Here is a 22166-nt window from a genome sequence, read left to right on the forward strand (position 1 = left end):
GAAATATGCGTTTTGTAAAAGGAACGTAAAATTTCAGGGTAAGGGTTGAAAGCGACCATGTATAATTCCAAAAATGAACGTACTTCATCACGGACCTTATTTGCCGTGTTATTCATTCTGATGCTGTTAAAGTTATCACTGCTCCGGTATTTCTTTTTCCAGGGTCTGTCCGGTATAGGTCTGTTAACTGACGCATTAGGCGCACTAACCGTGGTATGCCTGCTGGATCTGATCGTTCCCAAAGGCTGGAAGCGAGCAGTATACGGAGGGTTCAATATTCTGTTTTCTCTGGTCCTGTTCGCGGCTACGCTGTATAACGTTCATTTCAGTTCGGTACCTACCTATACCGCGCTTAGTGAGCTGGGGCAAGTTGCACAAGTGCGAGGCAGTATCGGACCGTTGGTACGACCGGAACACTTTCTGTTTTTTGCAGACATCGTACTGGCATTGCCAATATGGTTGATCATGCGCAGACGTTCCGGCGGACGTAGCCACAGCAGTTACCGCGATAGCGGCCTGACGTTTGGCAGAATTCGCAGACGTTACTGGGGCAAGCTGGGCGTTGCGCTTACCGCTGCATTCTGCATCGTGCTGTCTGGCAGTTTTATTGTCAAAGGTGAAACGATTGATAACGAGCTGGTGCGGGCCGAGAATCTCGGATTCCTGAACTATCAGGTATCGTCCGCCATTCTGACGAGCAAAGAGAATGAGGCCATTGCGAATGGCAACATTAACGAAACGATTGCCAAAATTAATGAGCTGGTTAGCCAGTATCCGTATCAGGATAAACCAAGTGACGGTACAGCCGTGAAAGCAAAATATTTCGGTCAGGCCAAAGGCAGTAATCTGATTGTACTGCAATTGGAGTCCTTTCAGAATTTCCCGATTAATGCTTCATTGGACGGTCAGGAGTTAACACCTGTACTGAATGATCTGGCGAAAGAAAGCTATTATTTCTCTCATTTTTTCCAACAGATCGGACAGGGAAACACATCAGATGCGGAGTTCATGTCGAACACGTCTATCTATCCAACCGGAGTTGTTCCCATGTCAGCAGGCTATAGTGACCGTGAACTGCCAAGTCTACCCAAGTTATTGGGAAAAGAAGGATATGAGTCCGAGACGTACCACGTCAATGACGTCACCTTCTGGAACCGGAACAAAATGTATCCGGCACTCGGATTCACTCGTTACTTCGACAAGCCCAGCTTCGAGAATGACAGATTCAATGACTTTGGACCATCGGATGAAGAGTTATATCGTGTAGGTGTGGAAAAAATGACTGCACATCAGGCTGCGAAACAGCCGTTCTATGCTCAGTTCATTACGGCATCGAGCCACTCGCCGTTTACGGTTCCCGCTGATCGTGCGCGAATCACGATTCCTGCGACCATCACGAACAAACTGCTTCACGATTATCTGCAAGCGATCAACTATACGGACTATGCCATCGGTCAACTCATTAATGAGTTGAAGGCGAATGGATTATGGGATAACACAACGTTAGTGCTTTACGGAGACCATTTCGGTCTGCCTGCTGACGAAGAGATTACACAGCAAATCCAGGCCAATCTGGGCGTACCTTATGACGGTAAAGTAAGTCGTTTCAACATCCCGTTCATGATTCATACGCCAAAACAGACCAAAGGACAATTGATTGAGCAACCTGGCGGTCAGCTGGATATGCTGCCAACGATCATGAATCTGATGGGAGTTTCGCTCCAGGATGAGAAGTTCACTGCATTCGGACATGATCTGCTCAACATGGATCATAATGCCTTCGGTATCCGGTATTACTTGCCGACAGGTTCGTTTGTCAACAATGACATCATGTTTATCCCGGGTGCAGGCTTTGACGATGGAACAGCCTATTCGCTCAAAACCTATGAACCGGTAACGGATTTGGAACCGTATCGTTCCGATTATGAACATGTGCTCAGCCTGATGAAACTGTCTGACGAGTATGTGAAGTTGTTACCGAAACGTGCGCCATAAGTTAATATTTCTCCAATAAGAGCAGTAAAACGTCACCGGTCTAAGAATTGGTGGCGTTTTTTGCATGTTTATTACACGAGTGTGGTAATAAAGAGGATAACTAAAGTTTGAAACTGTAATAATTAATGTTACAATGGAACAAGCAAGAACGAAGTGAGCAATAGCGTGTAATATTCGCAAAACTCATATTCACAGAACGCATGAACCTAACAGACGAGAGGATTGAATATATATGAAACTGAGTGTACTCGAACATGGACATATCAATGAAGGCCGAAGTGTACAGGATACGTTGCAGGAAACGTTGAAACTCGCGCAATATGCGGATCAATTGGGGTACTCCCGTTTCTGGATGTCGGAGCATCATGGTAGTGGTGCACTATCTTTCTCTAGTCCTGAAGTTATGATTGCACATGTTGCTGCACATACGGATCGGATTCGTGTAGGTTCCGGCGGTGTAATGTTGCCTCATTATAGTGCTTACAAGGTTGCGGAGAATTTCCGTCTGCTGGAAGCTCTGCATCCGGGACGCATTGACCTTGGGATTGGCAGAGCACCAGGCGGCATGCCGGTTGCGAGCAGAGCGCTTAATGAGGGGAAATCATCGAATGTACATTTCTTCCCACAACAGATCGCGGATCTGGGCGGATATTTCCACGAGCAATTGCCAGAGGATCATCGGTTCGCATCTCTTGTAGCGGGACCATCGGTTCAGACAGTACCGGAAGTGTGGTTGCTGGGTTCCAGCTCCGAAGGTGCGAGAATTGCTGCGGCGCAAGGGACATCGTATGCGTTTGCCCAATTCTTCGGAACACCAGGCGGCGAAGAAGCGATGAAGCATTACCGCAGACATTTCAAGCCGTCTATCCTGAATGACAAACCACATTCAATGATTGCTGTCTCGGCATTCTGTGCGGAGACAGAGGAAGAAGCCGCTGATCTTGCACGCAGCAATGAACTTTTCTTCCTGCGGCTTGGAAGAGGTCTTGAACAAAGTTCATTCCCATCCCTGGAGACGGTGAACAACTATCCATTTACAGCGATGGAGATGGAACAGATCCGTCAACGCCGTTCTTTTTCTATCGTGGGTACACCGGATCAAGTGAGAGACAAAATTACTGCTATGGCTGAACGTCATGAAGCAGATGAAGTCATTATCGCGTCAGCGGTCCATTCGTTTGAAGCACGTCTGCGCTCATTCGGCTTGATTGCAGAAGCCTTTGGACTAAAGCAGGACTAATGGTAAGCAAGCGGGAATAACTACTCTGAACAGACTGGAATCTTGCACTTGCAAGGTTCCGGTTATACTCTTGCGTGTTCAGGGAGAGGAGAGATTCACATGCGCAGATGTGTCATTAGTGATATTCATGGCTGTTACGATGAATTTAATGCGCTGCTTAAGCTTGTAGATTATAATCCACAGCAGGATGAATTGATTTTGCTCGGGGATTATGTGGATCGAGGTCCAAGCAGTAAACAGGTCATCGAACAGATTATGCAGCTTCAGCAACAGCACCATATTATTGTGATCAAAGGCAATCACGATGCCATGATGGTCAAGGCACTGACTCAGGATGTTGAGCAATATGACCAACACTGGATTCGTAATGGCGGATTACAGACGATGGCAAGTTATCTGGATCTGGAGCTTACTTATGATGAGCAGCAGATAGATTGGGAAGCTTATGCTGAAGCCAAACAGTGGATACGTACACACTATGAACACCATCTTCGTTTTCTGGAACGGCTTCCGCTGGTGTACGAGATTCCGGGTTATATTTTTGTGCATGCCGGGATCAACCCGGACATTGAGGATTGGAGAAGCCAGTCCGAGCGGGACTTTATTTGGATTCGTGAATCATTCTATTCCAGACCAACGTCGATTAGAGAGACAGTCGTATTTGGACATACACCCGTGAAGCATTTGCATGATGAGACAGGCATCTGGTTTGACCCGAGCGGAGACAAAATTGGCATTGACGGTGGTTGTGCCTACGGAGCGCAATTGAACCTGCTGGAGATTAGCGAGGGCGGCAGTTTACAGACCTTTTTTGTACGGCAAGGGCAGAGCACGGAAGAGCCTGAGATTTAATATTTTCGTTGCGTATCAGGGATTCGTATGCTAATTTATAAGGTTGTATGATGGAATAAATACGATACATATCATATCGACTTGAGGGGAATGAACCAAGTTTGGCTATCTATAATCTGGATCAACTGCAACATCACATTTTACTCTGCAATGGTGGAACCTGCATGCGTAATGAGGGGGAAGAAGTAACTCAGGCGGTGCGGGACGAGATTCTCAAGCAGCAGGCGGGAGGATTCATCCACACAACGCGTACCAAATGTAATGGTCGGTGTGACGATGCATGCGTAACGATTGTGTATCCTGAGGGTGACTGGTATGGCCAAATGACACCGGATTCAGGCAGAGCACTCGTTCAGGCCTTGTGTGAAGGGGAGAAATTGGAGAATCACCTGATTGCTAATGTGGCCAAGACCTCTGTAAATTAGAATTACAGAGAGGATATTGTTTTTTTCTAAGATGACTTACCTGAGAATGATTTGCAATTAATTCGCTGTAACGGGATTGGAATTAAGCCTTATTAGCGCTATAATCAGTAGGGTATGTTTAAAATATGACTATATTTTCTATATAAGTTCAACTAAACTCTTTACACGAGAACGGAGAGGTCAGAAAAAAGCTGGAGAAGCGGAGCGTTCGCCTAAAAGCTTTCTGAAAGAAAGCTGCATCGGAAGCGTATGCTTATCAACGGATTTTCCCTTTAAAAAGGGAATCAAAAAATCTGGGGATAACAGCGATCGGAAGGTTATTCTGTCATCGGAGTGGCAAGTGTAAACATTCTTTGGTTAAACTTATATAAATCAGAATTGACGGAGGGCTATAAATATGGAAAAAGCGTTAATCTTCGGTCACAAAAATCCCGACACGGATACGATCTGTTCGGCAATCGCCTATGCGGATCTGAAAACAAAATTGGGTCAGGACGTTGAAGCTGTGCGTCTCGGCGAAGTCAATGGTGAAACCCAGTTCGCACTGGATCAATTCAAAATCGCAGCACCGCGTCTGATTAAAACAGCTGCAAATGAAGTAAATAAAGTTATTCTGGTTGACCACAATGAGCGTCAGCAAAGTGTAAGCGATATTGAGGAAGTGACTGTCGTTGAAGTTATCGACCATCACCGTATTGCTAACTTTGAGACAAGCGGACCTCTGTATTTCCGTGCAGAGCCTGTAGGTTGTACAGCAACCATTCTGAATAAAATGTACAAAGAAAATGGCATCGAAGTGAGTGCACCGATTGCTGGCCTAATGCTGTCTGCCATTATCTCCGATTCCCTGTTGTTCAAATCCCCGACTTGCACAGAGCAGGACGTAGCTGCTGCGCGTGAACTGGCTGCCATTGCTGGTGTAGATGCAGACAGTTATGGTCTGGACATGCTGAAAGCCGGTGCGGATCTGAGCCAAAAAACAATTGCTGAACTGATTTCCCTGGATGCCAAAGAATTTGTAATGGGTCAATCCAAAGTGGAAATTGCACAGGTTAATGCCGTTGACGTGAATGATGTTCTCGTGAAGCAACCTGAGCTTGAAGCAGCTATTGAGGCGATTATCTCCAGTAAAGGTCTCGACCTGTTTGTATTTGTCGTAACAGACATTCTGAACAACGATTCCGTAGCTCTGGCATATGGTACATCCACCAAAGCTGTGGAAAAAGCCTACAATGTGACGCTGTCTGATAGCAGAGCGCTCTTGAAAGGCGTAGTATCACGCAAATCACAAATTGTACCGGTTCTGACGGAAGCATTCAACACGCTGTAAATCGGACGGAATGGCGTATTCGTACGCCGATATACATTGCAAATAGAAAAACACCATCCTAGCCTGCTCTGATCCGTAAATGGTCAGGACAGGCTTTTGATGTAGAGGAGGAAGAATCATGATCAAAAATGAAAAGATCAAAGCAGCCGAAGTGCAGCTGACCGGCCTAAATGGTGAAGATCTGGGTGTGATGTCCACGCAGGAAGCACTCCTACTTGCGAAGCAGCACAAAGTAGATCTGGTGTGTTTGTCCCTGATGACAAGTCCACCACCGTGCAAGTTGATTGGGGCTGGAGCAGCCAAAGCGGAAGCGCAGCAAGCGAAGAAAAAAGCGAGTAAATCCCCCGATAAACGTAAAGTAAAGGAAATTCGATTGAACCTTGCCATGGAGGATCATGACCGGGATACCAAACAGTCTCAGGCGGAACGAATCCTGAAGAAGGGTGATTCGGTAAAACTCGTCATCCAGGTGCATGGACCCAAAGAAGGAGTTGCAGGGAAAGAATGGGCAGAGCAACTGAGCAAATCGCTGGCTGAATTCGGAAGCCAAACGACGGGTGTTCAGGTAAGTGGTAAACAGGTTGTGGTACAACTGGACCCGAATGCGTAAGTTGTCAGAAGTGATCATCTAAGTTGCACAAAGATAAGGCAAATGTTGATAACGCAATTAGTAAAAGAATGTGAGGAAAGCCCAATGAGATGGCAGGGTAACTGCTGCATCATTGGGCTTGTTTGTCGTCACTCGGATTGAGACATCATGCGTGCGATTCAATGCGCAAGTCGTTAACGTTCCAGTAGTTCAGCTTCGTAAATAACGACTGCCCCCAAGGCGTACATATAACTGTCCGGGTAATACAGGCGTAGAACCAGCGGTCATATTATTCTGGCCGTTTTTGGCGAATCGGGATAAATAAAAGAAGTCCGGGTAGATCACCATATCCATTAAGTAGGCAGAGACCCGGCTACCTGGAAAGCGGAACTGATTCAGGGTACGGATAATGTCTTCGCCACGTGCAATGCCAATGCCGTGTCCATAATACCAGTTCTCGCGCAGCATAATCGTATTCTCTCCCTGCCATTCAGGTGTTTCGGGAGAGACATCGGGATTTTTGAAATACAGTACATCTCCTGGAAGGGCGGTTTCACTACCGTTTTTTTCTGTCAATCGCAGGTCACTGTCATAATGCCAGTCAAAAAGTAACAGATTTCGAAACAGAGAATTAAAGGCGTCTTCGCGTATACTTCCCAGCACGCCACCATACAGCACAATGACGGTGGCTGTTGCACATTCAAAGGCGTATAAGTGCCCATTCCTCCAGATATCCCGGATGCCATCGGCGGGGGTGACGTTCGATTTGAGCTCGAATCCACCCTCAGCATTACGATTCCAGTAGGCAGGATTACATCTGGATTTTTCAAAGGATGCAAAACTCACCCCGCTTCGATCAAGCCCTTCTGCTGCATCCACGAGAGAGCCTCTCAAGTCCCATTCAAATCGAAGATGATCCATGGATTGGTAGACATACCTTGTTGGACGATTTTGGAGTTGCTGTAACCAATACCATTCAAAATCAGACCAGTCCGAGCGGTTCAGCTGGGCAGGTTGATTGGCGACAATGATCATGATTCATAACCTCCGTTCCTGTTCGAATATTCAACATTGTATAATCGGGAGAGCACGGGTATTGTGTAGTATATGACGTGATGTGTTCGAATTGGTATGTACACATGAAAGTCGTCAGTATCCAAGATTATAAATGTCGATTCATGCGGGGATTTTGCCTGACCTCGTTTATAAATCATGGCATTTGGGGTAGTACTCTATAGATGAAGTTATGTTCAGGTCGATCTGTTCATACGGAATACATTCAGATTCTCATAAAGGAGGACATGTGGTGTCGAAATCCATTACAGAGAGCCGGTCTCTGTTCGAACAATTATATACGCACGCACCGATAGGCATTGCTGTCGCTTCGCATGTGAATGGACGTTGGTTGCAGCTTAATCCGGCATTTTGCGAGATGCTCGCGTACAGTGAAGATGAACTAATCGATACGTCGGTCATACATATGATCTATGAAGAAGATCTGCACATGGAGGAATTCCGCAGCAAGTTCTGGGAAATGACCGATGAAACACGTCCGATGTACGAGACGGAGGTTCGTCTGAAACGAAAGGACGGCTCGCTATTATGGGCAACGATTAGAGCTTGCATTGTGAGGGATGAAACGAATGGTGAGCCATTGTATCTGTTGGTACAGGCTGCTGATATTACGAAGCAAAAGGATGCAGAGGAACGCCTTATTGTGAAGCGTAAGCAATTGGAAGAGAGCAGCCGCATCTCTCGTCTGCTGGCAGAGTCTTCCCTTGACCTCATTGTCATTCATCAAGCTGATCCTGATCGTACATTTAAATATGTATCAAATGCATGTAAAAGCATGTTGGGCTATGAGCCAGAGGAAATTATAGGTAAGCCGGGAATACTCGTTATCTATCCGGATGATGTACCTATGGTCGATGCCTACGTGGAAGAGCAGAGGCAGGGTCTGGCTCCTAAACGGATCAGTTATCGTCTTTTGCATAAGGATGGATCTACGGTGTGGGCAGATACCATTACACATTATGTGTATGACGATGCAGGTGAACTGATAGAGATCGTCGCGGTAACCCGTGATATTTCAGCCAGTCAGCAACAACAGTTAAGCCTGCAGGAGTACAGATCGTTATTTGACTGTAACCCGCTAGGAGTTGCTTCTCTGGATTTGGAAGGCAATCTGTTAAAGGCCAATGTAGGTCAGGAACAATTGACAGGACACACCAAGGACGAACTGCTGAGTCGGCCTTTTGATCACCTCGTCGATCCTATGGATCTGGAGAAGACTCGTCATCATTTTGAGGAAACGGTGAAGGGCACTGCACAGAGCTACGAGATCGGTTTGATTCACAAAAATGGGCAGCGAATTGAGACGAGCGTGATTAATGTACCCATTATCCTTGAGGACAAAGTCGTTGGGGTCTACGGGATCACCAGTGACATCACAGAGTCCAAACGTTACGTCGAGGAAATTGAAAATCTCAGTTATGAACGGGCACTGATTCTGAATGGCATGTCTGAAGGTGTGATTGGACTGGACCTGAATGGGAATCTGAACTTTGCCAATCCGGCCGCCGCGGAGATCATCAACTTCTGCCCAAGTGAAATGAATGGCAAAGCGCTCGAACAGTTGATGATCCAGATGCAAAGCGAAGGCATCCCTTATCCATCCAAGGATACACCGATTCTACAGGCTGTACGTGAGGGACGAAGTCTACCGCGTACTGAATCTCTTTTCTGGAGACCAGATGGGTCCAGTTTCCTGGCTGAGTTCCAATTGAAGCCGATTATGGATCAGGGGAGAACCCGTGGAGCCGTTCTGGTTTTCCGTGATATGACATCCGTGAAGGATATTATTCGTGCAAAGGAAGCAGCAGAGCATGCGGACCGTGCGAAGTCTGAGTTTCTCGCCATTATGAGTCATGAGCTTCGTACGCCATTGAACGGTATTATGGGCATGGCTCATCTGTTGATGGAAACTGAGCTGGATGAGGAACAGAAAGGGTTTGCGGAAATCATCATTGACAGCGGTGAGTCTCTTTTGTACATTTTGAATGAAATTCTGGATTTCAGCAAAATCGAGGCAGGCAAAATGGATCTGGAGCGCACACCAGTAGATATTAAGGCGATGCTGGGTAGTGTGATTGAGCTGTTTGCACTGAAAGCCTCCGAGAAAAATATTGAACTCTACTGTGAAATGTCAGATCTCATTCCTGAACGTGTTCGAGGGGATGAGACGCGGATCCGTCAGGTATTGATTAATCTGGTAGGTAACGCCGTTAAATTCACAGAGCAGGGTCGTATTACAGTGAAGGTAGGCGTTGATTTCTCAGAGGAGTATGGTCAGGATCACCTGATGTTGATCTTTAAGGTCCAAGATACAGGAATCGGGATTCCAATGGAGAAACAGCATCAATTGTTCCAATCCTTCTCACAGCTTGATCCGGCCATCAATCGCAAGTTTGGCGGGACAGGTCTGGGACTAGCAATCAGCAAGAAACTGGTGGAATTAATGGGCGGAGCAATTGGCGTCCAGAGTGAGATTGGCGAGGGAGCAGAATTTCAGTTCACCCTGGTGCTTGAACGATGGCTCGATGAAAGTAGTGACCCGATCGAAATCGCCGGGAATGATGAACTGCAATTGGATCGAGCAAGTCTTGCGCATGACATCAAAATTTTGATTGCTGAAGATCAGGCGGTCAATAGTCATCTGCTGGAGGAAATGCTGCGTAAATTTGGCGGGGTATGTGATATTGTTGAAAATGGTGCGCAAGCCGTAGAGTCATTGAATAATGTACAATATGACCTGGTGTTCATGGATATTCAAATGCCGATTATGGATGGCATTGAGGCGACCTGCAAAATCAGGCAGACTCATCCGGAGATCCCGGTCATCGCAGCAATAACAGCCTTTGCAGGCGCAAGTGACCGTGAGGAGTGTCTGAAATGCGGAATGCAGGATTTTATCAGCAAACCGTTCCATTCCACAGAGATTAGCCGTGTGCTGAATACATGGGTCCCATACATCCGCTCTCAAAGGGTAAAGTAACGGAAAAATAACCTGCGCCTTGAGAATCAAGGTGCAGGTTATTCTGTCATTCAGTCCAATTCATAGGCTCCTGATCACAAGGATCAGGACCATCCTCCGATTAACCCGGAGAGGGTTACGCATTCGTCATCTTCCAATTCTGCAATCAGAGTGAGTTCTTCGTTGTCTTGTGGATCAACGGAGAATAATTCACGGCGTCCGTCTTCGTGTACAATAATGACTAACTGATTGCCGCCCTTTGTATCAAACTGGTACTTAACTCCAATACCAGGTAGTGGGCATTCCCGGATATTCATGAAACCTGTCACCTCTTTAGCTTTTGCTTAATTAAAAATCTAACCGTTCACACAGTACGGATGTATTCTACTATCCATAACACCGTTTGGCAAGTCACAAATAAAATTGTTTTGATGAAATTAACGTTTTCCGCGATGTGGTCGTGCACTTTGGCGCTGTCTGGCCCGTCTGCGGCGAACGAAAATCCAGATGAGCAGCGCAACGATTAACAATAAGCCAAGGACTGCCACAATGATAATATTCCGGATATTGGGAACCTGTACAGTCAGATCTAGCTTATTCATCTGGAGTGGTGAAACGTGCCAAATGAGCGTTTTTCCACCATCCTCAACCTGGTCCGCGTTGGAATCGGCTGCCTTGATGGGCAAAGACAACTTGAAGTCAAAGTTAACATCTTTTAACAAGAGATTCTTTAGAAAGCTAGGCACCTTGTTAATCTGATTTTTGATCTCACCATCCGGCATGGACTCCATCAGATCGGCTTCTGCTGTGATATGCATTTTGGAAGTGAAGAAGCCGGCTGTAGTGAATTGTTCGACCTGAATACCTTGTGGTAACTTGGACGTATCAAAGCTGGTCGTATTGTTTTTTTCATAATGGGTTGTCGCTGTGAGTTGCTTCTGATCTCCCTGTTCCGAAACCTCTGCCTGGAAATTATTTCGATTCAATGCATCTGCGATCAGAGGCATGAGATTGTCTTGTCCGATCTTTCCAAGGGCAGAGTTGGTTACATTAAGATTAAGATCCAGATCCGTTGATCCATCCATATTCACCGTTAGATGCGCTTCTCCATCCGCACAGGCGGATAAAACAGATAACATAAGGACTAGTAAAACAGTAAGCATTAGCTGACGTAAAGGGATGCGAGTCGACATGTCTTTCAACCTTTCTGTGTAAATATCCAAATTCCAATTCATAGAAGTATAGTATACACTGTAAGCATGGCGGATGAAACTTTGAACCGTGCAACGAGATAAGCATGATACCATGTGAATGTGGGAATAATTGATTTATTAAAATTAAAGATTTCGTATTTTTGTCAATGTTCGGTCAATTCAAATGGGGCTTCACCGTGTACACTAGTAGTAGTGTGATGAATATACGGAAGCAGGGAGGTTACATTCATGACATATATCATTATTATGGCTGTTATTATGGTCGTGGGCATGGTCGGAATGGGCTGGTTCTATCAGATTATGGATAAAGACCAAAGCTAGTATTCATTAATTGTGGAAATGAAGAGACAAGCCTATAAGCTGGCTTCGCTAATGCGAGGCGGGCTTATTTGTGTGGCAAAGCATTTTAAGTATGACCTTACATTAGCACGTAATATATATAACTAGTCATGTTGCACAATTTGACCGATGGACAAATATTTTTCGTAAAGATGGGATTTTTTAGCTGCTCTTTTGTATAATAGGGGATAGTTTAAATCGGGATATTCCCGAAATTCTGCCAAACAGGAAAGGGTGTACATAAATGAAATTTGGTGAGTATACGTATACACGTCCCGATCTGGAACACATCAAGACATCTTTCCGTGAGCTGCTGAGCGGTTTCGAAGCTGCGGCAACGGTTGAAGAACAAAGCGGATTCATGGATCAGATTAACGCGCTGCGCAGTGATTTTGAGACGCAAGCCCAATTGGTCTACATCCGTCATTCCATTGATACGAATGATGAGTTTTACAAGGCGGAGAACGAATTTCTGGATGAGAACGCACCAATTGTGCAGGAATACATTACGGATTTTTACCGCGCACTGGTTAACTCCAAATTCCGCAATGAGTTGGAACAAAAATGGGGTTCACAGCTGTTCCAACTGGCAGATCTTTCATTGAAAACATTCAGCCCGGAAATTATTGAAGAACTCCAGAAGGAGAACAAACTTTCCACAGAATACAATCAATTGATCGCTTCGGCCAAAATTCCGTTTGAAGGTGAAGAGCGCACATTGCCACAGCTTCATCCATTTGAACTGTCCACGGATCGCTCCATGCGTGAGCGTGCTTCGGAAGCCAGATATACGTTCATGGCTGAGCATGAGGCTGAATTCGATCGTATTTACGACGAACTGGTTAAAGTACGTACACAGATCGCGAAGAAACTGGGATATCCAAGCTATGTGGAACTCGGCTATGACCGCATGAACCGTACGGATTACAATGCCGAGATGGTAGCCAACTTCCGTGCACAAGTTCGCGATTATATCGTGCCTGTAGCGACCAAGCTCAGAGAGCGCCAGCGTAATCGGATTGATGTGGAGACGTTATATTATTACGATCAGGGCTTCAGCTTCAAGACGGGTAACCCGACTCCGAAGGGTGACGCGGACTGGATTATCGATAATGGTAAAAAAATGTACGCTGAATTATCACCAGAGACGGATGCATTTTTCCAGATGATGACCGAAAACGAGCTTATGGATCTGGTAAGCAAAAAAGGTAAACAGGGCGGCGGATATTGTACGTTCCTGAACGATTACAAAGTGCCGTTTATTTTCTCCAACTTCAACGGTACATCGGGTGATATTGATGTATTGACGCATGAAGCAGGTCATGCTTTCCAGGTGTATGAAAGTCGTGATTTTGCAGTGCCTGAATACAATTGGCCGACGTATGAATCGGCTGAGATTCATTCCATGAGCATGGAGTTCTTCACATGGCCGTGGATGAACCTGTTCTTCAAGGAAGATACGGACAAGTACAAGTTTGATCACCTGTCTTCCGGTCTGTTGTTCATTCCGTATGGCGTAGCCGTGGATGAATTCCAGCATTTTGTATATGCGAATCCGGAAGCTACACCAGCGGAACGCAAACAGGCATGGCGCAACATTGAGAAGACCTATCTGCCACATATTAATTACAAAGATAATGCGTATTTGGAGCAAGGTGGTTTCTGGCATAAGCAGGGCCACATCTTCTCATCGCCGTTCTACTACATTGACTATACGTTAGCACAAATTTGTGCTTTCCAGTTCTGGAAACGTAGCAACGAAGACATGAAGTCCGCATGGGCTGACTATCTGACATTGTGCAAAGCCGGGGGAAGCCTATCCTTCACTGGTTTGGTTGAACTGGCTGGATTGAACTCTCCATTTGAGGATGGCTGTGTATCCTCCGTAATTGGGGATATTGAGGCATGGCTTGACGGCGTGAACGATAAGGCACTGTAAGCCATCGTAGATAGCTTTTAGTGAAAGCATCTTCCATCATAGAATAAGTAGTGGGGGAGCTTTGAAATTGATAAGTTAGACGGCTTGGAGACCTGCGGGTGTCTGAGTCGTCTTTTTCATTGCGGGTAAAATAATGAAAAAAAACGAAAGTTAGGTGCTCCTAAGTGAAGAAAATGTTATTTGTAACAGACCTTTACTATCCAGCTAAAGGCAGAAACTATTATGAGGAAGACTTATATCTCACTTCCCAACTTAGAGAAGAGTTTGACTTGATTATTTGCCATCCGGAGGATATGGAGAGCTTCGAGGATGTTGTCGATTTAATTGTCTTTCGAAATGCAGGTCCTGTTGCCAATTTTAAAGAAAAGTATCAAGCTTTTCGTAAGAGAATAGTAGACAAGCAACTAAATACTTACAATTCATTTAATGGTAAAGCAGATATGAATGGAAAAGAGTATTTGTTGGAATTAACAAATGTGAATTTCCCGGTTATACCCACGATAGATTCCGTTGAAAATGTTAAATTTCTACCTGAGGTAGAACACTTCATTGTCAAACCAAAAGATGGGGCTGATTCCATTGGCATGAAGCGAATTACTAAAGAAGAACTTCCTAATGAGATTGATAATGAACAGCATAGTATTCTGGTGCAACCGTTTATTCCTTTTGAATACGAGGTTTCCTTTTACTTCATTGACAAGGACTATCAATACGCATTGTATGCACCGGATAAAGATAAGCGTTGGGAATTGAAAGAATATACACCTACTGAACAAGATTTATCTTTTGCTCAAAAATTTATTGATTGGAATAACATTGACTATGGTATTCAACGTGTGGATGCGTGTCGAACATCATCAGGAGAACTACTATTAGTTGAACTGGAGGACTTGAATCCTTATCTGTCTCTGTTGGAGCTTTCTCCTAAAACTCGCGCCGAGTTTATTCAAAACATGAAGGAATCTTTAATAAATGCCCTGAGTCTTAATTATTTGGGATAAACGCGTATCATTCAGTTGGTGACGGATTGATTAGACTAAAGGAAGACCTTAGGTTGAATTGTTTTAGTTCAATTAGAGATGAGATTGATTTGTATCTTAATGAGAAGAATAACAAGAAACACTTGCAAAAGCCCATCTTCCTAAATAAGATCATTCAATCGTTATCTATTGCCAGGTTACTTGATCGTAAACTCTGCGGTGGAGCTCGGCGCACTGAAACTTTTGGAGAAATGATGCAACGACTTCTACTAGAAATAGAATGAGCATTCCTGAAGTGTTATTTAATATGGTGAGCAGAGACGTACAAAAAATAGCTTGCAATCCGTTAAAGGATTTCAAGCTACTTTTTTGTGCGTTCCATCAATTGGTGAGGGCATTTTCTATCGGTCGAATGATTGCAGATACATTCAAGGGTATTCCCGCAAAGATACTTTTTGTCCTTTCAGCGTGATCTTAGGAGCTGTACTTTAGCACGTAGATTACTGAAAAGCATTATCAATCTCTTGTGAAAATTTCCATCATTGAGGCAGGATATCGACTACCAGCTGATCCGTGTGGGAGGATTTCTTTAATTCGTTGAAGATCAGCCTCTGTAAGATTGACGTTAGCAGCAGCAACGTTTTGCTCAACCCGCTTAGCACTTCGTGTACCCGGAATCGGGACAATATCTTCTCCCTGGGCAAGAAGCCAAGCTAGTGCCAATTCGGCTACAGAAATACCTTTGGTAGAAGCCAGTTCATTAAGTTGTTCCGTTGCTCGTAGATTATAGATATAGTTTTCACCTTGCCAACGATCGTCGTGACGACGCATATCGTCTTCGGCGTACTCTTGAGCCGGTTTAACAGCACCTGTCAGGAACCCTCTGCCTAAAGGAGAGTAAGGCACTAAACCTATACCCAGTTCATTCAAAGTCGTGCGTATATCGTTGTCCTCAATCTCACGCTCAAATATGGAGTATTCAGTCTGAAGCATAGAAACCGGGGTAACCGCATGAGCTTTACGAATCGTTTTTGAACCCGTATTACTCAAACCGAAATATTTAACTTTGCCTTCTTGAATAAGCTCTCCAACGACTCCAGCTACTTCCTCGATCGGAACATCGGGATCTGGGATATGCTGATAGAAAACATCAATGTAATCCGTTTGCAGATAGCGAAGGCTGTTTTCTGCTACTTTACGAATATTTTCTGGACGGCTATTAAAACGTGATCCAATTGGATCGGCTGTCATGTCAAATCCAAACTTGGTAGCTAGTACTACCTTGTCACGAAAATCCTTTACAGCTTTACCTAGCAACTGTTCATTGTGACCAGTTCCATATCCGTATAATTCTGCTGTATCAAAGAAATTAACTCCAAGCTCATAAGCTCGAAGAATAGTTGCTATTGCTTCATCTTCATTGGAAGGACCGTATGCCATTGACATCCCCATAGTACCCAAACCAATAGAAGAGACTTTTAAACCTTGTTGACCAAGACTTCGAGTTTGCATTTTTGTTCCTCCTTAAATTATGAAAATTAGATTGTTATCACCTAAATGTTTAAAGCCTAGTTAAAAAGGTATCCAATCTTAGTTCGTTCAATATGAATTTTCATCTCTGTTATTCATAGGAACAAAAACATAATATCATGAGGGGTGAATAAAGTAAACAAAAAGCGTATAAAATGTCTATTTAGTATAGTTTGTTTAAAATGATGATTATGAGATATAATATAAGGTATTAGGGGGCGCTTAGATGGAACGGCAGAATGAAAAACAACATAATATGAGGATAACTCTTACTAGCAGGTTGTTAACGTACGTTAAAAAAAATGGATTTCAAAGTCTAAAGATGGATGAAATCGCAAAAATCATGGATATAAGCAGGGCCACTTTATATAAATATTTCTCTACCAAAGAAGATATCATAACGTTTATTGTGAGTATTTGCGTAGAATATATCCACGAAATTATTGAAGATTCTGACGCTGACCAAGTAATTGTTCAGCGATTTCAGCAAACATTTGAACAAACAATCTTATTAAAAGAGTTCTTCACAGACATTTTCCTAAGAGATCTTGAAAGTAGTTATCCTGAGAACTATGAGCGACTAAAAGAATCCATGAAGCAACGAGAAGATCAGGAATTAGCTTTTTATGATGAAGGAATAAAAGAGGGTTTTTTTAATAAAATTGATGGTAGGCTCATCGTTATGCAAGATGAGATATTAAGAAACATTTTAGATGTAAAGTACTTGATGGAGAACCATTTGACTGTGTATCAAGTGCTATTTGATTATTACAATCTAAAAAAAATTCAGTTGTTTAAACCTGATAAAATTAAAATGATAGATGACAACTTGATGATTCCTAAAATTGAGTATATGGCACAAAAAATCTCAAAAAACTTATATTAAACTTAGTGACTTAGAATAATTTGGACATCATATGACGGTTTTTCCGTTATACATTAGAAGCATAAAAGGCACGAATGAAACGCACGGCTGCACAATGTGGCACATGAGCGGGGCGTTCCTCTTCTTGCCTTTTCTTCTATTACATGTATAGGTGGATTAGAACAACAATCAGTTTCATTTCTTTTAAACAAAGTGCGTTTAAGATTAGAACGCAAAACAGACGAATACGAGGTCTCTCATTATAGGAGATCACTCGTATTCGTCTGTTTTAGCGAGCATAATTATTTATTATCATATGTGCAGCCTCGTTAGGATTGCATGTGAGGAAGTATTACGGCTAACTAAAAAATTAGTTAGAAACGGAGGATTTGGTGGCCTCTAGCGACAAGAAGTGGTGGTAAGTGAGTGTTGATGCCATATTATGGATTAATTATTTATGTTTCTATAGAAGAATAGAAGGCGAAATGATTTTAATTTAAGTGAATAGAGTATGTTAAACTGAGACTGTTATGTAACATTTATCGGACTCATTGTGATTTATTTCACTATATCTGAAAACGGATTCAGTTACAATGTAGATAGTAAATCAGGGGTTACAGGAGGCTGGTTCAAATGGCAACACATGCATATTATGTTCCGCCCGTGAACTTGATGGGTAGAGGATGTTTACAGGAAGCAGGCCAGATGATTGAACAGATGGGTATCCGCAAAGCGCTGGTTGTAAGTGATCACCAATTGATTACTTCAGGTGTTGCAGAGCAGGTACTGTCTATATTAAGAAAATCAGGGTTAGACTATGTCGTATATGATGAGGTTCAGCCTAATCCAACATGTCAGAATGTACATGACGGACTTCGAGTATTCCAGGATCATGGCTGTGACGCCATTATATCGATAGGCGGAGGTTCACCGCAGGATGCTGCCAAAGGCATTGGCATTGTAGCTACCAATGGTGGCCATATCCGTGAATATGAAGGATTGCATCAATCGAAACATAAGTCCGTGCCACTTGTGGCTTTTAACACAACGGCTGGCACATCGAGTGAGGTGACAATTAACTACGTGATTACAGATGAGGAACGTAAAGTGAAGATGGTGATGGTGGACCGCAACAGTCTGGTCTCTCTGTCGGTTAATGATCCGGAGCTGATGCTCAGCAAACCTGCAAGTCTCACAGCGGCGACAGGAATGGACGCACTGACACATGCCGTTGAAGCGATGGTTACACCGGGTGGATTTACAGTGACAAGTGCGACAGCTGCAGCAGCTGTTGAACTGATCTTTGAATATTTGCCAAGAGCCGTGAGGGACGGTAGTGATCTGGAAGCGCGGGAACATATGACGTACGCGTGTTTCTTGGGTGGAATCGCTTTTAATAATGCGGGCCTTGGTTATGTGCATGCGATGGCGCATCAACTGGGTGGCGTATATGATCTGCCGCATGGTGTGTGTAACGCCATGTTACTCCCCTATGTAGAGGAGCTCAATGCCAAGCATGTACCGGGCAAATTCCGTCATATTGCTAAGGCAATTGGTATGGATGTGAAGGGTAGAAGTGATGAGGAATGTTCCGATTACGTCATTGAGGCCATTCGACAGCTATCGAAGGAAGTAGGGATCCCTGAGAAACTGTCCGAACTCGGTGTAAACGATCCTGATGTGGAACTGCTTGCCGATAACGCGATGAAAGATGCCTGTGCACCAGGAAATCCATATCAACCGTCCAAGGATGAAGTGATGGAGCTGTTCCGCAAAATTATATAGGCCATTTTAGGAACGTTTAGGAACGGATATAGAAAAAGTAAAGTACAGTATGATCCTGCGAATGAGCATGGACCAAGCAGGGGCATAAAATAGACAGACAAAATGAGCCGGGATTGAAAGTCGGCTTTTTTGTCATGTTCGCAATCTATTTTTTTACTTATTTTTCCACTTAATGATTGCACAAAAACTAAAGGATTTTGCTTCTCTATTATCGAATACATTATGAATAGCACCGGCACGAGAAAGGGTAATTTGAACCTAAACTTGATGTCGATGTTTTCCAGTAAGATTCCCCAGTCCGTTTCGTGTTTAATGTTAAATAGGAGTAGTCTATTTCATTGTCCACGAGCTACACCTTAAGCTCTACATCTAACATTCACCTCAGTAGGTCAGTCAAGGCAATTCTACACCGCATTATCTCTATTTCAGGTTTCACAATTCAAGAAGTTCAACTGCAAGTTGAATCATCCAGCTACACATCTGTACAGCAAGCTCCTAATCAAGACAACAGTGTCCACACAACAGAATATCGATTATGGGCTCTGAAATGAATCAGAACGAATGCACGTGGAGGAGGCTGTAATGATGGCGAAAAAAGAAGTTGTAGCGATGCTACTTGCCGGAGGGCAAGGTAAGAGGTTAAAAGGATTAACCAAATCACTGGCGAAGCCAGCTGTATATTTTGGAGGAACATACCGAATCATTGATTTTCCACTGAGTAACTGCTCCAATTCGGGTATTGATACGGTTGGCGTGTTGACCCAGTATGAACCACTCGTCCTGCATTCTTACATAGGCATTGGCAGTGACTGGGATCTGGATCGGAAAAACGGCGGGGTATATGTACTTCCTCCACATGAACGTGAAGACGGTAGCAACTGGTACCGGGGTACAGCGGATGCGATCTTCCGCAACCTGAACTTTATTGAACAATTCGATCCTGAGCATGTGCTCATTCTGTCAGGGGATCATATCTATAAGATGGACTATGAAAAAATGCTCCAGTATCACAAAGAAAAAGATGCGGACTGCACCATATCGGTTATTGATGTCTCATTGGAAGAAGCCAGCCGTTTCGGCGTGCTGAACACCAACGATGACTATAGCATCTATGAATTCGAAGAAAAACCTCCTGAACCCAAGAGCACACTCGCTTCCATGGGTATCTATCTCTTCAAGTGGGATGTACTGAAACGTTTCCTGATCCAGGATGAACAACAGGCATCCACCTCCTATGATTTTGGTAAAGATATCATTCCTTTGTTGCTTGAAAATGAAAAATCCTTATATGCGTATCCGTTCGAAGGTTACTGGAAAGACGTAGGTACCATTCGCAGTCTATGGGAATCCAATATGGACCTGTTGGACGAAGACACCCCGTTTAACCTGAATGATCCGGACTGGCGTATCTTTACACGTAATCCGAACCAACCTGCACAATACATCTCGCCATCGGCCAAAGTACGGAATTGCATTATTAGTGAAGGCAGTGTTGTGCATGGTGAGGTTAATCATTCCGTTCTGTTCTATGGAATTGAAGTTGGGGAGAACAGCGCCGTCATTGATTCGGTCATCATGCCAAGAGTGAAAATTGGTCAGAATGTGAGAATTCACCGAGCGATTATCTCAGAAGGATTGGTTATTCCGGATGGAACACAGATTTCGCCTGCACCGGGAGATGAAAGTGATATATTGCTCGTGGATCAGGAAGAACTGGAACGTCAGCTTCGCCAAGGAATAACCAGCAAGGCCTAATTGAAGCCAAAAGGACGGTGCATGCGATGAAACCATTGATCGGAGTTATTAACCTTGACCATGAACTTGAGGAATTGAAGGAATTGACGTACTTTCGCTGCGGAGCCGCGGTGCCTTATGCCGGGCGTTACCGTCTGATCGATTTTGTTCTATCCAATATGATGAATGCAGGCATTGAGAGTATAGGGGTATTTGTACGTCGTAAGTATCGTTCGCTGATGGACCATCTTGGTGACGGCAAGCCTTGGGATTTGGATCGCAAGCATGGAGGTATGTTTATTTTGCCACCGGACTGGAACGATCCAACAGATACGTCACAGGGGGATTTGCAGCATTTCCATAACAATTTGGACTTTTTCCACAGAGGTGCAGGGCAATATGTCGTGCATGCGGGCAGTCGCCATGTGACAAAAGCAGACCTCCAGGACGTCTACAGGTATCACATCAGCAAAGGAGCGGACGTTACACTGGTTTGCAAAAAAGTGGATCAGCTGCTGCCTGAGCATGACGCCTGTGTCAAAGTTGACCATGACGGGGACGGTAACGTAGTGGACATTCACCAAAGCGCTAACCACCCGAATATATATACAGAAATTTTCATCATGGAAAAGGAATTGTTCCTGCGTCAGGTGCAACGTTGCATCGATCACGGCGAGAGCCATTTCTTCCGGGATGTCATTCAAAAAAATCCGGATGGATTGAATATCGCTGCGTATGCATATGATGGCTATCACGCAGTGATCAATTCCATCGACAGTTATTATCGTAACAGTATGGAACTGCTCAACACAGGGCAATATGAACAACTGTTCAAGGAAGATCCGGTTCAGACCAAAATTAAATATGAAGCCCCAGCCAAATACCTGGATACCGCTGATGTTAAACATTCACTGCTTGCCAATGGCTGCATCGTAGGTGGAGAGGTGGAGGACAGCATTCTGTTCCGCGGTGTACAAGTGGCCAAGGGTGCCAAAATTAAAGGTTCCATCATCATGCAGAAATGTTACATTGGTGAAGGGACGGTTCTTGAGAACGTCATTCTGGATAAAGACGTGAAGTTGACCGGAGGACAGACGCTGATCGGTGACCCGTCGAATCCATACATTTTAGCGAAAAGTACTATTATCTAATACCCACACGTAACCGATATCTTCTATAAATATATATAAAATAAAAATCCTGTAGGACGGATTTAAGGTTCATACACTAAAGTTGTTTGGCAAAGAGCGTAGCAGTAAGTGAAGGTGACGAAATCGATTCTGAAGAAGCGTAGCGTTCGCCTTTATCACTGTATT

General features: G+C 44.1%; 17 protein-coding genes. 13 read left to right on the forward strand and 4 right to left on the reverse strand.

Going from position 1 to position 22166, the window contains the following annotated elements; translation table 11 throughout:
* The first annotated feature begins 57 nt into the window (after positions 1–57).
* The 6 genes from MKX75_RS12080 to infC all read left to right on the forward strand — a co-directional run bounded on the left by MKX75_RS12080 (position 58) and on the right by infC (position 6452).
* Positions 58–1995: an LTA synthase family protein gene (locus MKX75_RS12080; RefSeq protein WP_076330826.1), complete on the forward strand. Its 1938-nt coding sequence runs from the start codon at positions 58–60 to the stop codon at positions 1993–1995.
* A 232-nt stretch (positions 1996–2227) separates the two neighbouring features.
* Entirely contained in the window at positions 2228–3235 is a 1008-nt protein-coding gene (locus MKX75_RS12085) for an LLM class flavin-dependent oxidoreductase (RefSeq protein ID WP_076330827.1), read from the forward strand.
* A 99-nt stretch (positions 3236–3334) separates the two neighbouring features.
* Positions 3335–4087, forward strand: a complete 753-nt coding sequence (locus tag MKX75_RS12090; protein WP_339169749.1) for a metallophosphoesterase family protein — start codon at positions 3335–3337, stop codon at positions 4085–4087.
* A 101-nt stretch (positions 4088–4188) separates the two neighbouring features.
* The gene (locus MKX75_RS12095; protein WP_076330829.1) at positions 4189–4512 is read left to right on the forward strand and encodes a (2Fe-2S) ferredoxin domain-containing protein; all 324 of its coding nucleotides are present in this window, start codon (positions 4189–4191) and stop codon (positions 4510–4512) included.
* Positions 4513–4909: 397 nt separating this feature from the next.
* A complete protein-coding gene (locus tag MKX75_RS12100) occupies positions 4910–5842 on the forward strand; it encodes a manganese-dependent inorganic pyrophosphatase (protein WP_076330830.1) in 933 nt (310 codons plus the stop codon).
* Between the two features lie 118 nt (positions 5843–5960).
* Positions 5961–6452: a translation initiation factor IF-3 gene (gene infC, locus MKX75_RS12105; RefSeq protein ID WP_339169750.1), complete on the forward strand. Its 492-nt coding sequence runs from the start codon at positions 5961–5963 to the stop codon at positions 6450–6452.
* Positions 6453–6641: 189 nt separating this feature from the next.
* On the opposite strand, the gene MKX75_RS12110 is transcribed toward infC, so the two are convergent.
* Positions 6642–7466, reverse strand: a complete 825-nt coding sequence (locus MKX75_RS12110; protein ID WP_145147153.1) for a protein-glutamine gamma-glutamyltransferase — start codon at positions 7464–7466, stop codon at positions 6642–6644.
* 271 nt (positions 7467–7737) lie between these two features.
* Between MKX75_RS12110 and MKX75_RS12115 the strand changes: the two genes are divergently transcribed.
* Positions 7738–10485, forward strand: coding sequence for a PAS domain S-box protein (locus MKX75_RS12115; RefSeq protein WP_339169751.1), 2748 nt, complete (start codon positions 7738–7740; stop codon positions 10483–10485).
* Between the two features lie 83 nt (positions 10486–10568).
* Here the strand turns inward: MKX75_RS12115 and MKX75_RS12120 are convergent, their stop codons facing one another.
* Positions 10569–10781, reverse strand: coding sequence for a hypothetical protein (locus MKX75_RS12120; RefSeq protein WP_062834023.1), 213 nt, complete (start codon positions 10779–10781; stop codon positions 10569–10571).
* Between the two features lie 120 nt (positions 10782–10901).
* Complete coding sequence (locus MKX75_RS12125) at positions 10902–11657, reverse strand: hypothetical protein (protein ID WP_139331844.1); 756 nt, start codon at positions 11655–11657, stop codon at positions 10902–10904.
* 604 nt (positions 11658–12261) lie between these two features.
* Here MKX75_RS12125 and MKX75_RS12130 point away from each other — a divergent pair.
* Both MKX75_RS12130 and MKX75_RS12135 read left to right on the forward strand, forming a co-directional pair.
* A complete protein-coding gene (locus MKX75_RS12130; RefSeq protein WP_076330835.1) occupies positions 12262–13956 on the forward strand; it encodes a M3 family oligoendopeptidase in 1695 nt (564 codons plus the stop codon).
* Positions 13957–14120: 164 nt separating this feature from the next.
* On the forward strand, positions 14121–14957 hold the full coding sequence (locus MKX75_RS12135) for a hypothetical protein (RefSeq protein ID WP_339169752.1): 837 nt from the start codon (positions 14121–14123) through the stop codon (positions 14955–14957).
* 495 nt (positions 14958–15452) lie between these two features.
* On the opposite strand, the gene MKX75_RS12140 is transcribed toward MKX75_RS12135, so the two are convergent.
* Complete coding sequence (locus tag MKX75_RS12140; protein WP_339169754.1) at positions 15453–16448, reverse strand: aldo/keto reductase; 996 nt, start codon at positions 16446–16448, stop codon at positions 15453–15455.
* 244 nt (positions 16449–16692) lie between these two features.
* Here MKX75_RS12140 and MKX75_RS12145 point away from each other — a divergent pair, with 244 nt between their 5' ends.
* The 4 genes from MKX75_RS12145 (at position 16693) to glgD (ending at position 22001) form a co-directional block, all read left to right on the forward strand.
* Entirely contained in the window at positions 16693–17352 is a 660-nt protein-coding gene (locus MKX75_RS12145) for a TetR/AcrR family transcriptional regulator (RefSeq protein WP_076330839.1), read from the forward strand.
* 612 nt (positions 17353–17964) lie between these two features.
* Complete coding sequence (locus tag MKX75_RS12150) at positions 17965–19116, forward strand: iron-containing alcohol dehydrogenase (RefSeq protein WP_076330840.1); 1152 nt, start codon at positions 17965–17967, stop codon at positions 19114–19116.
* A 585-nt stretch (positions 19117–19701) separates the two neighbouring features.
* Positions 19702–20871, forward strand: a complete 1170-nt coding sequence (locus MKX75_RS12155) for a glucose-1-phosphate adenylyltransferase (protein ID WP_062834030.1) — start codon at positions 19702–19704, stop codon at positions 20869–20871.
* 26 nt (positions 20872–20897) lie between these two features.
* Entirely contained in the window at positions 20898–22001 is a 1104-nt protein-coding gene (glgD, locus tag MKX75_RS12160; RefSeq protein WP_076330841.1) for a glucose-1-phosphate adenylyltransferase subunit GlgD, read from the forward strand.
* The last annotated feature ends 165 nt before the right edge of the window (positions 22002–22166 follow it).

This window comes from Paenibacillus sp. FSL R5-0341, assembly GCF_037975235.1.
GTDB lineage: Bacteria > Bacillota > Bacilli > Paenibacillales > Paenibacillaceae > Paenibacillus > Paenibacillus amylolyticus_A.

Coding starts and splice junctions, on each gene's coding strand:
- MKX75_RS12080 (WP_076330826.1), top strand. CDS start 58: ATGTATAATTCCAAAAATGAACGTACTTCATCACGGACCTTATTTGCC.
- MKX75_RS12085 (WP_076330827.1), top strand. CDS start 2,228: ATGAAACTGAGTGTACTCGAACATGGACATATCAATGAAGGCCGAAGT.
- MKX75_RS12090 (WP_339169749.1), top strand. CDS start 3,335: ATGCGCAGATGTGTCATTAGTGATATTCATGGCTGTTACGATGAATTT.
- MKX75_RS12100 (WP_076330830.1), top strand. CDS start 4,910: ATGGAAAAAGCGTTAATCTTCGGTCACAAAAATCCCGACACGGATACG.
- infC (WP_339169750.1), top strand. CDS start 5,961: ATGATCAAAAATGAAAAGATCAAAGCAGCCGAAGTGCAGCTGACCGGC.
- MKX75_RS12110 (WP_145147153.1), bottom strand. CDS start 7,466: ATGATCATTGTCGCCAATCAACCTGCCCAGCTGAACCGCTCGGACTGG.
- MKX75_RS12120 (WP_062834023.1), bottom strand. CDS start 10,781: ATGAATATCCGGGAATGCCCACTACCTGGTATTGGAGTTAAGTACCAG.
- MKX75_RS12125 (WP_139331844.1), bottom strand. CDS start 11,657: ATGTCGACTCGCATCCCTTTACGTCAGCTAATGCTTACTGTTTTACTA.
- MKX75_RS12130 (WP_076330835.1), top strand. CDS start 12,262: ATGAAATTTGGTGAGTATACGTATACACGTCCCGATCTGGAACACATC.
- MKX75_RS12140 (WP_339169754.1), bottom strand. CDS start 16,448: ATGCAAACTCGAAGTCTTGGTCAACAAGGTTTAAAAGTCTCTTCTATT.
- MKX75_RS12145 (WP_076330839.1), top strand. CDS start 16,693: ATGGAACGGCAGAATGAAAAACAACATAATATGAGGATAACTCTTACT.
- MKX75_RS12150 (WP_076330840.1), top strand. CDS start 17,965: ATGGCAACACATGCATATTATGTTCCGCCCGTGAACTTGATGGGTAGA.
- MKX75_RS12155 (WP_062834030.1), top strand. CDS start 19,702: ATGGCGAAAAAAGAAGTTGTAGCGATGCTACTTGCCGGAGGGCAAGGT.
- glgD (WP_076330841.1), top strand. CDS start 20,898: ATGAAACCATTGATCGGAGTTATTAACCTTGACCATGAACTTGAGGAA.